This window comes from Paenibacillus sp. ACRRY (assembly GCF_022346995.1).
In the GTDB taxonomy this organism is placed as follows: domain Bacteria; phylum Bacillota; class Bacilli; order Paenibacillales; family Paenibacillaceae; genus Paenibacillus.
Genome location: NZ_JAKRNM010000009.1, coordinates 184,739 through 198,375, shown reverse-complemented (window position 1 = coordinate 198,375; position 13,637 = coordinate 184,739). Strand labels below are relative to the sequence as shown.

Sequence of the window (13,637 nt, the reverse complement as noted above, 5' to 3'; positions counted from 1 at the left end):
CTTCTCTTCAAGTCCGCTCGACTTGCATGTATTAGGCATGCCGCCAGCGTTCGTCCTGAGCCAGGATCAAACTCTCCAATAAAGATGAATTTCAGCAGCGCGGTTAGACGCTATGAAAATCATCTGAGGTATTGAAAAGAGCGATTAGCTCATTTTGAATCTGACGAGATTAAAAATCTCATTTGTTGATCTTGCAAGCAAGATCATATACTCACTCGTTGTTCAGTTTTCAAAGATCAAACGTTGTTTGTGATTCTTTTTTTCATCAACCGCGTTTTCAGCGTCGACTTAAATAATGTATCACATTCAGTGTCTTTTCGTCAAGAACTTTTTTTCGATTCTTTTTTCAAATCGTTTAGTCCCTAATTGTCCCTCGTAAGTCTTTTTTCTAGAAGCCCGTTTGGGGAACGAAATATAATGTATCACATTCCATAAGTACGAGTCAACCTGTTTTTATTAATTTATATTACAAACAAAAAAGGAAGGTTTCCCCTCCTTTTGCCAAACCAAATAATTGAATATACAGCCTTGTTCAGGCTTCGATCCAATATCGAATCTCCCGCCCTTCGCCTCCTATCAGGGATGGCCAACCGGCTGATTCCTTTACAATAGAACGAAGAACTAGTTTCCGCAGGATCAAAGGGAGATCTTCTCCTACAAATCTTAATTGAGGATGATGGACCAGTTCGTCCACGCTCCACGCTTCTTTCCGGCTTCTCATTACCCGTAGAAGCAATTCCGAGCAATCACCCATCTTGGACATGACCGAAAATTCACAGGCAAGAAGAACAAGTTCCACTCGCTGTTCCAGGGTCTCCGAACTTACCGTAAGCTCCTGATAGAGCTTCCAGAGTGCACGATCCATACTTTGCACATGTGTCCAAACAGCATGGTCCGGATATACTCCCTGTTCTATCAACACAATCCTGGCCCAGTTCCCCAGAGCCTCCAGTACACTGTAATAAGCATCAACTACATGTCCTTCCTGAATGTGCCGCTTGGCCTCCACATACATTCTAAGAAAGCTTGCGAATTCATGCAGCAACTTTTGTTCCCGCAGTTCCAGTCCAAATGCGGATAGCTCTTCCCTCAGGGCACTCAAGGCACCTTCTGATTCCCATATGATCTCGCCCTCAATCAAACATTGCATGAGATTATTATTATCGCCAGTTATTACGCCGCTCTGCAGTTGATGACGGCCCGCATAGATCATTTGATAACGCAGATCGCCATAACGGTAATGCCCAACCTTCGATATGACCTGATCCGTATCACAGACAATGAGAACAAGCAATTCGAAATCCTGAATCAGGGAGCCGTGGAATCGCTCACCCGGATGGGAATAAGCGATAGCCCCAACTGCCCCCGACTCTTCCGACTGTCCGGACAAAAAAGCTAGGTTCATTAATTCCACGATTCCCTCCATACATTTCATGGCAGTTAAACGCCAAGTCAGTTATAATGTAATTCTACATGCAGACTAAAGTTTCCTTCTTTTCCAGGTCCGATACTACTCATACGATAGGAGCATTTTTCATGATTTTTAAATCAGCTAAAATTAATGCTTTTCGCACTTGGGGATTGTTACTCACCATGCTAGGCATGGGGCTAATGGTACTGGGAACTGCCGGAATCGTGTTTTGGGGACATGCAGGCAAAGTGTTTGCAGCCGTGGGACTCGTCATCGGACTAGTTGCCATGATGGCTAGTCTGGCTATCTACTTCTGGGCTGGAATGTTGTCTACAAGTGCTGTTCAAGTGGATTGCCCTGAATGCGGTAAATTGACCAAGATGCTTGGCAAGACGGATCGTTGTATGTTCTGCCATACCATCCTCACTCTGGATCCTAATCAAGCGAACACAAACCGCCCTCATCTGAAAGCGCCTTCTCCGTCTGTTTCTGATGCGGATCACCGTATTAGCCCAAAAGGCTAATATCACTCATTCACTTCACATCTAAGATCAACGAGTAAACAACAAAAAGGCCCGGTATCTATACCGAGCCTTTTTGCGTTTTTTCAGACAATGAATTAATTCGAATCATATAAAAAGATAAGTTCAGTAACCGTTTATCTCTAACGACTTACCTGTTGTAATGTCTTCCATGCTGATGCATTAGCAAAACTGCGATTCCAGGCAGCCACACCACCCAGTTTGAGTGATTCAATGAGTTCTACACGAGCCTGTAAAGAAACAGCATCTTCTATCCAAATTTTCTTGGTCGCCCCATCCTCAGCAAATTCCACATAATTCTGTCCACTTTGAGGGTCCAACACAGGTTTGAGTTTCTTCTCCTTGATCAAATCAGCAACAGTATACATTCCGACCGCTTTGGAAGATACTTTAATCTCTCCCTGTTCGTCTGTTTCTTCTGTCCAGATTCGTGTATACAGCGGAACAGACATGATCAATTTGTCGGCAGGCACTTCATCTTCTTCAAGAATTTTTCGCATAGAGGCCTCTGTCCACGGCAGCGAAGCTACAGAACCAGCTTTCGGACTGGCAGCCCAGTGCTCATCGTACGCCATAACCATCATGTAATCGACAAAGGTACCGAGTGAACGTCGATCCAGAAAAGCGGACCACATTTCACTATTGGATTTTGGAGTTACATCAATGGAAAGCATGAGTCCATGTATGCGTGCCATCGCCTTAATCTCACGGACAAATTGAGTAATATTGGGGCCATCATCGGTATATACGTTCTCGAAATCAATATTGATGCCATCCAATTGATAGGTCTGCGCGTATTGCAGCATCTGTTCGATGATATGCGTACGGGTCTCATATGAGGCTACGGCCTCTTTTGTAATATCCGGGTCAAAACTGTTATCCATCAGTCCCCATACTTCCATTCCGGAACGGTGTGCCCAGTTAACATACGCTTTATCGGCTTTGCTCTTCACATTGCCCTGGCCATCCGTAATATGGAACCACGTTGGACTGACCACATTCACACCCGGCATCTTGCTTATAGAACTAACGTCAGGCTGACGGTTGTATACCGCCTCCCATACTAGATTCACCGTTTTACTCTGCCACTTTTTCTCTGCCGCAGTCAGAGTGAATTTGGGCTTGTCCAGCTCCTTTTTCTCTGTCAGGGAAACGTACTTATTATCCACATAACCGGCATAGCCGTTATCCAACTGAACAAAACTCTGTTCATCCCCCGTCTGCCATACCCGTACCCGGGCGTTCTGTTCCATATCCGCAATTATCGGTGAAGACTCTCCCCCACGTTTGTACAACGGAATGGTTTTATCCGCTTTGGATGACAAGGTATCAATCTCCGCATATTGAATGGTGTCTCCTCCACGCATCAACAATACGGCACCCGTAGTCGTATCTTCCTGTATGGCTATCCCATAAACTTCCTTTAAGGGTTTAAGGGGGATGTATGCCTCTCCTCCAATGACCTCAGGCTCAACTGACATCGGATAATCCTTATGATTAAGCTCAGCCTTGGTGCTCCCTTCCTTCATATGAAGCACACGTTGCGGAGTCGCAATAATAATATCCCCCGTGTCCGCTTCGTAACGTATACCCGGATCAATTGCCTCCTGCAGTACATTCAACGGCAGTTTAAGCTCCTCCCCTGTTCCCGAAGCTTCACCATCCATCAATTGACCATCCACAAAAACAGGCTGATTCATTCCGATCCAATCGGGGTCCTCGTGAACCTGGTTCAGCCAGACATTCGTTATAAACCAGTATGCACCGCCTGCAATGAGACATGCTCCCAAAAACCCAGGCCAGAACGAGCGCCTCTTCTTCTGCTTTGTATATCTGCTTTTTCTACTCAAACGCCTACCTCCGTTAATCATGCTGAATCATGAAGATATCATTGCCGCGAGAAAATCATAATCTTTAATCTAAAAAAACAAAAAACGTGTAGAATTCAAACTGAATTCTGCACGCTAATATTGTAATTCATCTCTCTTAATCCCTGCAACTTTTACAAACACCATAAACTTCCAATCGGTGTCCGTGAACTTCAAATCCGGTACTTGATTCTGCCTGGAGCTCAACGCTTTTGAGCGAAGGATAACTGAAATCTTCAATTTTACCGCATTTATCACAAATGACATGGTAATGATCCGTCACATTGGCATCGAAGCGGCTGGAGTTATCTCCGTATGTCAATTCCCGAACCATGCCGGCCTCCAGAAACATCTTCAGATTGTTATATACAGTCGCCACGCTCATACTGGGAAATTGGGGTTCAAGCGCACGGTAAATTTCATCGGCAGTCGGATGCCCCATGGATTCCATCAGATAATTCAATATGGCATGGCGCTGGGGTGTAATACGGACACCGGTCGTCTTCAGATGCTCCAACGCATGTTGGACACGTGTTGCCATAAAACCCACCGCCTTACCTTTCATTCTCCTGAAGAAACAAGACCCATTATCATCTTATCCATCAGAGTTGATTCTTGACAAAGAACAGGACGTTTAATCTTTCCTTCCATGTAACCTTGCCTTTTATTATTTTATTGTACGGCGATTGTAAGTTTATTGTCAACGCGGCAGTTACGGAACTTCAGACGTATTATCCTGGGAATTCTCCTCGTTACCTTCGCTCTGCTCCAAATCGTCATCGGTGTCTTCCGGGTTTGAACTGTTCGTATCCGTCGAAGGCACATCCGGGTTGCGATTAATGGTGAGGTCGCTGTTCCCTTCAATTTTAACCGTGTATTCCCCTTCACCAAGCTGGCCTTCAATGGTTTTATTTTGCACTGTAAACGGCAGGTCGGTCTTCAGATCACCGTAACTGCTGGAGCCGTTCAGACTGTAATCTCCCTGATGAGGCAAAAGAATGCTGATTGCACCAACGGCACTGTATACATCCCAATCCCCGCCTACTTTGGAAGAAACGATGCTGATGCTGCCATTCAGAGACTGAGCCCTGATCGCGAGATTTGCGCCATCCAGCGTAATATTTCCGTTCCGTGTTTCAGCAGTAAATTCACCGATTGAATCCGTAATGCTAATACTCCCTACCTGTGTCGTCAGATCTACATCTCCTGAAACTCCACGGGCCTTCATATCTCCCCGGTTGCTATCCAGATCGACATTACCCATTGCATTGGCCACAATCACATCGCCATTTAACGTTTTGCCCGTAATGTCACCTACTGCATTCGTAATCCGGATACGTCCATTCCCCGTTTCAGCCACAATAGTGCTAATTGCCTCCGGCCGATTTAACAATATGGCTCCATTAGAAGTACGAATGTCCAGATTAAAACGCCGATCATCCGGTATCGTAATCGTCATATTCATGCGAGGCTGTGTTTTATCGTTTTCTCCATAAGTCTTGCCCGTTGCCGTAATATGAATAACCTTGGTGCCATCCGTTTCAACAAACGATGCATCTGCCACGGCTTTTGCCTCTACTTCGGATGTCTTATCTACCCAAACTACAGTTCGTACCTCTATCTCTTCCGTATCTCCGCGCTGTACCGAGATATCCCCATTAACCCCCTGCACGACAAGATCGGAAGTATCCATACCAACAGGCACACGAATCGTACCCTTGTCTTGCATATACCCCGCTGCCTGGCTATAGTCCATGGAGGCTGCGCCCAGATTAAGGCTCACCCTGTTCCACAAGTGCATGTAGTGATCCTGCTCTGTCACAATAAATACGGCAGCCGTCAGCACAAGGGAAGCCAAGATGCCCTTGGCATCCGGTCTGAAACGCATCTTCACTTTCTCATCCTGCAGCTCATCACCGGATGTCTTTTTCTTGCTGCGCGTCCACAGAAATAGCAGTATGTATTCCACACCCAATGCGATCAGCAGCAATGGCCACCAGTCGACCATATCATATACGTAGTCAGTTCCCCACCGTTTATCCAAAATCAACAGCACACCGACCGCTACGATTAAGGCTGCAGCCGTATAGCGACCGACCCGGACTTTACGGTTCATTATTTTCCCTCCTCCATCTCCTAATTTAACCTTTTTTTCTTGCGCAGCATGACCCAGATCTCACGGCCGAACAGGATCAGCCCTACAATAATGAGTACACCGGCAAAAACATATCCACCATACAGAGCGAGCATTTCCTGAAACCAGCGAGGTTTGCGGAAAAACAGAACCATCAGTCCGCCACCAACAATAAGCAGCAGTCCAAACGAAACACCTCGCTCCCATGCCATAAAGGCTTCACCAACAGCCCGTTCATTCATTAGAGGCCTGTCCGTGTTTCCTTGAGTTGCAGCTCTGCGCCTCCGCATCATGACCCAATCCGCGGATTGCAGTACATCGAATACATTGTAAAAGTAGATCACTGGAATGAACAAAGCGAGCAAAATTAAAAGAGGCACATTAATCTGTATGCCGATAGATGAAAAATACAAAAGTGCTGACAGATCAAGCAGCACAAGCAGCATAAACGTCAGACCTCTCATATACAGCCGCAAATAGATATGACCCAGACCAGGAATGATCGCACTGAGCAATCCGGCAATAAATTTGTGTGTCCGATTTCGGAGCGGCTTGGTTTTGGCCGTTTGTCCTCTTTTCCCGGACGGATGTTTTCTTTTCATGACATGCTCCTTTCTTATGAAATAGCATTCCCGCTCTTCATGCATTTGGTTAGATAGTACCCTAAAGTGCCCGGAGAGTAACTGGAAGAAATATGGATATGGTTAAAAACCCTCCGGCACAACAGGCCTATGGAGGGTTTTATGGATTTATTCTATGGATACTTTGGTCACATGCTCCCATTGCCTTAGCTTAGTTACCAGCTGCACTGTATTAAGTTCATGTGGTACATGCACGTGGAGTACAATCTCAATCTTTCGTTCAACCGAAATGACTTCAGCAAAAGCCAGATCCTGCTCATTGACTGTAATTTTTCGTATTTTAATCTTCTCCTGCTCCATGAATGAAGACACCTGTTCCAGGAAGCCAGGTTCAGACAACGTATGCAGGGTGACGACATGCAGCTTGTTTCCTCGTATATACCTGAGCTCCAGCTTGTTGAACACCCACAGATTGAGCAGTACCAGAATCGTAGATACGATGGAGGCAAAAAAGAATCCCGCGCCTGCTGCCAGTCCAATGGCTGCTACCACCCAGATTGAAGCCGCAGTAGTGAGTCCTGTAATGGACTTTCCAGTAAACAGGATCGTACCCGCTCCCAGGAAGCCGACACCCGTAATAACCGCTGTTGCCAGACGAGCCGGATCAATCCGCACATTTAATTCATTGGCAAAATCCTTAAAACCATAAACAGACAACATCATGATCAGTGCAGACCCGAGACAGACCAGAATGTGGGTACGCAGACCAGCAGCATGATTGGAACGTTCACGCTCCAGACCTACAAGTCCTCCAAGCAGCATGGCTAGTAATAATCGCAATAAAATGTGCCACTCATCGATAAACCAAGGATTGCCCAAAACTGGTATTCCTCCTTCAAAAAATTCACATAATTAATGTTTATTCTTATGAAATGTCGTTAATTCCACACCTGGTGCAATCGACGTAACCTCTACAGGTATGAAACCGAATTTGGTATATAAATTGACAGCGGGTTGGTTCAATGTACCTGTTGATACGATATACCGCGGAAGATCCGGGTACTGCTCGAATACATGCCTCATTAATGCGGCTGCAATACCTTTGCGAAAATGCTCAGGGTGCACCATCATGCGTGTGATCGTCAATGTGTCCTTCTCTTCCTCCGCCACTGCAACAGCACCCAGGAGTTCTTCTTCATCATCCAGGCAGCCGTAAAAGGTCTCCCCGCAGCTTTGCAGAGATTCGATCGTATCCATCAAAGGCGGAATTTCCTGAAAACCAATCATCTCCGCTTCCAGCCGATAGGCTACATGCTGAAGCCGCCATAGCTGCCCTGTGGTCTCCAGATCATTCAGTGACAGTAATTGAATCTTCATTCTGGCCCTCATCTCCTTCGTACGCAACTGAATTCGATTACACTGTACATGATTATTTACCACATGTGTTTGCCTTATAGAAATAAGAAAAGAGGCTGTCACAGGGACGAGCCTCTTTCTGTCCGGCCTCACCGGATGGATTAGCGGTTCAGTACATCTGCAAGCAGTTGATTAACCAGACCCGGATTAGCCTTGCCTTTACTTTCTTTCATAACTTGTCCTACCAGGAAGCCGATCGCTTTCTGTTTGCCTGCCTTGTAATCTTCCACGGATTGAGGGTTGTTCGCAACAACCTGCTCTACAATGGCAAGAATGGCACCTTCGTCACTGATTTGCACAAGACCTTTTTCCTCAACGATCTGCTGTGGAAGCTTGCCGCTCTCCAGCATTTCCTTAAAGACGGTTTTGGCGATTTTGCTGCTAATCGTGCCTTTCTCCAGCAATCCGATCATCTCACCAAGTCCCTGACCCGTCAGAGGCACCTGAGACAATTCCAGATTGCTGTTGTTCAGATAACCAAGCAGGTCGCCCATAATCCAGTTGGATACGGCTTTGGCATCCTGCGTATATTTCAGGCTGTCTTCAAAAAGATCAGCAACCGCTTTGGATGAAGTGATCACTTCTGCATCATAATTGGGCAATCCGTAATCAGCAGTATAACGTGCTTTGCGCTCGTCAGGGAGCTCCGGAATCGAAGCTTTGATTCGCTCCTTCCAGGCAGCATCAATATGCAGCTTCACCAGATCCGGATCCGGGAAATAGCGATAGTCGTGCGCTTGCTCTTTGCCACGCATGGTCAGCGTTTTTCCTTGCGCTTCATCCCAGCGACGCGTCTCCTGAACCACTTCGCCGCCGTCATCCAGAATTTCAGCCTGACGGAACTGCTCATATTCCAAACCGCGCTGAACGCCACGGAAAGAGTTCATGTTTTTCAGTTCTGCTCTTGTTCCCAGCTTCTCCTGCCCATGCGGACGCAAACTGATGTTGGCATCACAACGGAGTGAACCCTCTTCCATTTTCACATCCGACACATCGCAGTACTGCATGATCGCACGCAATTTTTCCAGATACGCACGTGCTTCTTCCGGTGAAGAAATTTCCGGTTCGGATACAATCTCCACAAGAGGTGTACCCACACGGTTGAAGTCAACCAATGAAGCATAGCCGCCATCCACGTGAGTAAGCTTACCTGCATCTTCTTCCAGATGAAGACGGGTAATACCGATTCGTTTCGTTTCTCCGTTTACTTCAATATCAATCCACCCGTTCTCACCGATCGGTTGATCGAATTGTGAGATCTGGTAGGCTTTTGGTGAATCCGGATAGAAATAGTTTTTGCGATCGAATTTGCTGACATCAGCAATGGTACAGTTGAGGGCCATCGCTGCTTTCATGGCATAATCCACAGCCTGACGGTTCAGTACAGGCAATACGCCCGGATGTCCGAGACAGACGGGACAAGTATGGGTGTTTGGTGGTGCTCCAAAGGCCGTAGAACAGCCACAAAAGATTTTGGAGTTGGTATGCAACTCCACATGGACCTCAAGTCCAATGACCGTTTCATATTTAGATGCAGACATTTCAATATTCCTCCGTTCCGGGCAGTCTACAGCTGCGGACGCTGCTTGTGGAATTCTGTATTTTGTTCAAACGCATGCGCAACGCGCAGTACAGTCGTTTCATCAAAGGCTTTACCAATAATCTGCATGCCAACAGGCAATCCATCCGAGAAGCCGCATGGGATGCTCACTGCAGGTACGCCTGCCAGACTGACCGGAATGGTCAGGATGTCATTGAGATACATGGTGAGTGGATCATCCACCTGAGAACCCAGTTTAAATGCGGTTGTAGGCGCAGTTGGTCCAATAATGACATCATATTTGGCAAATACGTCATCGAAATCCTGTTTGATCAATGTACGCACTTTTTGAGCTTTCAGGTAATAAGCATCATAGTAACCCGAGCTCAGCGCATACGTCCCGAGCATGATACGACGTTTCACTTCCGGACCAAAGCCTTGGCTGCGGGATTGGTGATACAGGTCGAGCAGGTTGTCCGGGTTATCTGCACGTACGCCATAACGCACGCCGTCAAACCGGGCAAGGTTGGAAGAAGCCTCTGAAGAAGCGAGCAAATAATACGTAGCCACCGCATATTCGGTATGCGGAAGGGATACTTCTTCCCAAGTGGCACCGAGTCCCTCAAGCACTTTCAAGGCAGAGAGAATGGTCTCTTTAACTTGCGGATCAACACCTTCTCCAATGTACTCCTTCGGTACGGCAATGCGCAGTCCTTTGACATCACCTGTCAGTCCGCTCAAGTAGTCCGGGATCTCCACTTTTGCAGATGTCGAATCTTTGGCATCATAGCCAGCAATTGCTTGCAGTACATAAGCAGAATCTTCAACGTTTTTCGTCAGAGGTCCGATCTGATCCAATGAGGATGCAAATGCAACCAATCCGAAACGCGAAACGAGTCCATAAGTCGGCTTCATGCCGACAACGCCGCAATACGAAGCAGGCTGTCTAATGGAACCGCCCGTGTCAGATCCAAGCGTGAAGTACGCTTCGCCTGCAGCCACTGCAGCCGCAGAACCACCACTGGAGCCACCTGGAACACGATCCAGCGCCCATGGGTTGCGCACAGGATAGAAACTTGAATTTTCATTTGAACCGCCCATGGCGAATTCATCCATGTTCAGTTTACCGATCGTCACTGTATCTGCAGCTCTCAGCTTTTCGACAACCGTTGCATCATACACCGGGTCGAAGTTGCGCAAAAACTGGCTGCCGCATGTCGTGCGCAGTCCGTTCGTAACGATATTATCCTTAATACCTACCGGTAATCCAAAGAGCAAACCTTTCTCCTCGCCACTGACGAGCCGGTCATCCAGCTGACGCGCACGGGAACGAGCCTGTTCCTCATCCAGCGCAAGATATGCCTTAACTTTGTCTTCACGTGCACTAATGTTCTGATATGCTTGGTCCACCAGGTCGCTGACCGACAATTCCTTGGCGTGCAGCTTGTTATGTAACTCAGGCAACGATTGTTCAAATAAACTCACGGTATTTCGTCCTCCTTCCGGTTATCCGTTATTCCATTACAGCAGGCACTTTAAACTGCCCGTCTTCTTCTTCCGGTGCATTGCGCATCACCTGTTCGATTGACAGGCTTTCCTTCGTTTCATCCTCACGCATCACATTGCTGACATGCAGAACGTGAGTCGTTGGCTCAATGTTCTCTGTATCCAGCTCATTCAGCTTCTCTGCATATTTTAAAATCGCGTTCAGCTGTCCTGTAAGCGTCTGTTCTTCTTCAGAAGTCAAATTGAGCCGGGCCAGCTTGGCCACATGCTGAACGTCATTATTCGAAATACTCATTTCCGGATGCCTCCTTCATTTCGTTCAACTTCCCGAAACTGCCTGAAACGAATCGCTCGTTTAACGGGCTAAAGTCCCAAGATAACTTTTTTCATTATAGGGGAGATGGTTCGACAATTCAATGCAAATGACCTGACTTGTCTAATAAGCAAAATAACCCCATTCTACGAAGTTCATGCAATGATCAAAAAAGAGCCGGCATCAGCCGACTCTCTAGATCTTAAATCCATGCACGCAGATTAACCTGCTTTATAAAATCCGCCTGTGACATAACATCGTTCGCGGTTTCCTCTTCCTCTTCCACAGCTTGAATATCTCCGTTCATCAGATGATGAAACAGTTTCTCGTTGTGTGTCGCAAGGGCGTAATCTATCAACGCTTCTCGCTCGACCCGCTCAGCTTCCTGCTTCAGCAGAACCTCTTCCAGATCGACGTCGCCGGATGGAACAAAAAAGTTCCGGTTCACCTGCGGCACTCGAAGCACGTAATCGAACGCATTGTCCGGATTCCGGTCATAAGCGATGATGTAACCATATTCCCCCACAGGAAGATTCTGCTCAAACGCATCCGCGACGATGACAACCTTTTCTCCTAATCGCAGCATCGTCTAACCTCCTGGTAGTCTATCTTTCATATTTATTTGTATAGTCTACTAGAAAAGAATAACGATGTCTACGATTACTAGAATTAAACAACATATTTGTGTAAAATCCTTTTTTATCACCAGAGTGCCTTCCATTATATAGGTCAGGTTCTTCTGCGACCTGATCGAATAACTACGAACCAATATACAATGAGTGGTGTCGGAAATCCGGTGATCCCCCATAATCCCCATAACCAGGGGAAACGCCCACGTTTACGTGCATCCTGAAAAATCCACGTCCCTTGCACGAACAAAAGGATTGCGATCAGTATCATCCAGATCGGAGAGATCTCATCCAACGCATAATGCATATTATTCATGAGAAGCCTCCTCCTTCCGATGTTTGCCCGCCCATATGATTGCTGCTGTCACTGCTGCCGCTACACCAGCAGCCTGAATACCCACATAAAGAGCTGGAGCAGACAGGAACAGCAGCGCCCCAGAAGCAATGACCATCAGTCCGATCACCCAGAACAAAATCATCTCGATCAGATTCTTGCGGCGTTTGATTCGTCTTCGTTCTCTGACCTGCACTTCCAGCGAGGCCAATGAAGGTATACTGACGGGCTCATATGCATCATCCAGCACTTTCATCTGCTGCTGCAGTCGTTCGAGGAGCTCTTGCTCATCTTGTCCATCCGTCCTGCTCATGCTTATCCCAACTCCTTTCTCAATTGACGAAGGCCATAGGCCGTTCTTGATTTCGCTGTTCCGGCTGGAATACCGAGCATTTCCCCAATCTCATCATAGCCATAGCCATAATAGTGCTTCAACAGAACAGCAACACGGTGTTCCGGCGTTAATCTGGTCATGGCATCCATGACGTCCGTCCATTCTTCATTCCTGCTCTCAAACTGCCACCGGAATCGTCTAACGGCTTCACTACGAATCATATTCAACCAACCATTTTCTCTTTTCTTACGCCTTGTCTTGTCAATATAGATGCGTGTAGCAATGGTAATCATCCATGATGAAAAGGCAGACGAACCGTCATAACGATGAATGTTCTCCATACATCGAATCATCGTATCCTGAACGGTTTCTTCAGCAGCGTTTGGATCCATCGTAACCTTGACCAAATATTTGTACACGAAAGCATAATGACGTTGAAGCAGCGCCGCCAGCGCACCATCATCTCCTGCTGCAGCCCTTCGGACCTCTTCTAGTTCGGCTGCTTCCATCTGGTTCTTCACCTCTGCTTCCCCTTCATTCTTGTGTTAATACGACAGTCTCTGCATAAACGTTCAAATGAATCACAAAAAAATCTGAAGCCGACAATTTCCCGGGCAATCAGACTTCATTCCGGTATTCCTGCAGCTTGTCGAACCACGGCTGGTTGCGGGATCCACTGCTCAAAACTCGACTTCTCCATATATTTTGCTGCTGTTCCAAAGGTTCATTCATTGCCTTGCTTCTGTAGTTATGTAATTGAGGACGCTCTGTCGCTAATTCAAACTTACCCATCTCCATCATACGGCGGCTCTCTTCAATCGATGAATATTGGGCGCGCTGTACAAAAGGTATCACTCGCTTCTTCTCCACTTCTTCTTCCTCGCTCTCCTGTTCCTCATGTTTCACAAATTAAATGCTACGTTCTAAGGTTCAATTCCATGTACTTGCTACTTAAATCCAAAGCGGTCTGCATTATTATGACTCTTCTTATGTAAGTTGTATCTGGATGACTCTTCCCTTGCAAATATT

At 46.7% G+C, this 13,637-nt stretch carries 16 protein-coding genes and 1 rRNA gene; 1 reads left to right on the top strand and 16 read right to left on the bottom strand.

All coding sequences use genetic code 11. The annotated features are described in order from the left end of the window. Positions 1 to 82 (bottom strand): 16S ribosomal RNA (locus tag MH144_RS24665); the annotation flags it as partial. Positions 83 to 532: 450 nt separating this feature from the next. Continuing rightward, positions 533 to 1,405: a nucleotidyltransferase-like protein gene (locus MH144_RS24660; protein ID WP_239304973.1), complete on the bottom strand. Its 873-nt coding sequence runs from the start codon at positions 1,403 to 1,405 to the stop codon at positions 533 to 535. Positions 1,406 to 1,536: 131 nt separating this feature from the next. Between MH144_RS24660 and MH144_RS24655 the strand changes: the two genes are divergently transcribed. After that, the gene (locus tag MH144_RS24655) at positions 1,537 to 1,935 is read left to right on the top strand and encodes a YgzB family protein (RefSeq protein WP_239304959.1); all 399 of its coding nucleotides are present in this window, start codon (positions 1,537 to 1,539) and stop codon (positions 1,933 to 1,935) included. A 140-nt stretch (positions 1,936 to 2,075) separates the two neighbouring features. Here the strand turns inward: MH144_RS24655 and MH144_RS24650 are convergent, their stop codons facing one another. The 14 genes from MH144_RS24650 to MH144_RS24585 form a co-directional block, all read right to left on the bottom strand. Then, complete coding sequence (locus MH144_RS24650; protein WP_239304958.1) at positions 2,076 to 3,824, bottom strand: glycosyl hydrolase family 18 protein; 1,749 nt, start codon at positions 3,822 to 3,824, stop codon at positions 2,076 to 2,078. A 115-nt stretch (positions 3,825 to 3,939) separates the two neighbouring features. Next, entirely contained in the window at positions 3,940 to 4,362 is a 423-nt protein-coding gene (gene perR, locus MH144_RS24645; RefSeq protein WP_024631328.1) for a peroxide-responsive transcriptional repressor PerR, read from the bottom strand. A 171-nt stretch (positions 4,363 to 4,533) separates the two neighbouring features. Further along, entirely contained in the window at positions 4,534 to 5,937 is a 1,404-nt protein-coding gene (locus tag MH144_RS24640; RefSeq protein WP_239304957.1) for a DUF4097 family beta strand repeat-containing protein, read from the bottom strand. A gap of 20 nt (positions 5,938 to 5,957) precedes the next feature. Further along, entirely contained in the window at positions 5,958 to 6,557 is a 600-nt protein-coding gene (locus tag MH144_RS24635) for a hypothetical protein (RefSeq protein ID WP_239304956.1), read from the bottom strand. A 147-nt stretch (positions 6,558 to 6,704) separates the two neighbouring features. After that, positions 6,705 to 7,415 (bottom strand): MgtC/SapB family protein, encoded by a 711-nt coding sequence (locus MH144_RS24630; protein WP_239304955.1) that lies wholly within the window; start codon positions 7,413 to 7,415, stop codon positions 6,705 to 6,707. A 33-nt stretch (positions 7,416 to 7,448) separates the two neighbouring features. Further along, complete coding sequence (locus MH144_RS24625) at positions 7,449 to 7,913, bottom strand: GNAT family N-acetyltransferase (protein WP_239304954.1); 465 nt, start codon at positions 7,911 to 7,913, stop codon at positions 7,449 to 7,451. A gap of 140 nt (positions 7,914 to 8,053) precedes the next feature. After that, entirely contained in the window at positions 8,054 to 9,493 is a 1,440-nt protein-coding gene (gene gatB, locus MH144_RS24620) for an Asp-tRNA(Asn)/Glu-tRNA(Gln) amidotransferase subunit GatB (RefSeq protein WP_095292521.1), read from the bottom strand. A 26-nt stretch (positions 9,494 to 9,519) separates the two neighbouring features. Next, positions 9,520 to 10,977 carry an Asp-tRNA(Asn)/Glu-tRNA(Gln) amidotransferase subunit GatA gene (gatA, locus tag MH144_RS24615; RefSeq protein ID WP_095292518.1) on the bottom strand — a complete coding sequence of 486 codons (1,458 nt, stop codon included), beginning with the start codon at positions 10,975 to 10,977 and terminating at the stop codon, positions 9,520 to 9,522. Positions 10,978 to 11,005: 28 nt separating this feature from the next. Further along, positions 11,006 to 11,293 (bottom strand): Asp-tRNA(Asn)/Glu-tRNA(Gln) amidotransferase subunit GatC, encoded by a 288-nt coding sequence (gene gatC, locus MH144_RS24610; RefSeq protein ID WP_175395353.1) that lies wholly within the window; start codon positions 11,291 to 11,293, stop codon positions 11,006 to 11,008. Positions 11,294 to 11,513: 220 nt separating this feature from the next. Further along, positions 11,514 to 11,897, bottom strand: coding sequence for an ATPase (locus tag MH144_RS24605; protein WP_095292512.1), 384 nt, complete (start codon positions 11,895 to 11,897; stop codon positions 11,514 to 11,516). Between the two features lie 143 nt (positions 11,898 to 12,040). Further along, positions 12,041 to 12,256: a sigmaY antisigma factor component gene (locus MH144_RS24600; protein WP_239304953.1), complete on the bottom strand. Its 216-nt coding sequence runs from the start codon at positions 12,254 to 12,256 to the stop codon at positions 12,041 to 12,043. Next, positions 12,249 to 12,587 carry a DUF5345 family protein gene (locus MH144_RS24595; protein ID WP_239304952.1) on the bottom strand — a complete coding sequence of 113 codons (339 nt, stop codon included), beginning with the start codon at positions 12,585 to 12,587 and terminating at the stop codon, positions 12,249 to 12,251. Before MH144_RS24595 ends, MH144_RS24600 begins: the two co-directional genes overlap by 8 nt. Positions 12,588 to 12,589: 2 nt before the next feature. Then, entirely contained in the window at positions 12,590 to 13,129 is a 540-nt protein-coding gene (gene sigY, locus MH144_RS24590; RefSeq protein WP_343226111.1) for an RNA polymerase sigma factor SigY, read from the bottom strand. 97 nt (positions 13,130 to 13,226) lie between these two features. Continuing rightward, positions 13,227 to 13,514, bottom strand: a complete 288-nt coding sequence (locus tag MH144_RS24585; RefSeq protein ID WP_239304951.1) for a hypothetical protein — start codon at positions 13,512 to 13,514, stop codon at positions 13,227 to 13,229. Between the last annotated feature and the right edge of the window lie 123 nt (positions 13,515 to 13,637).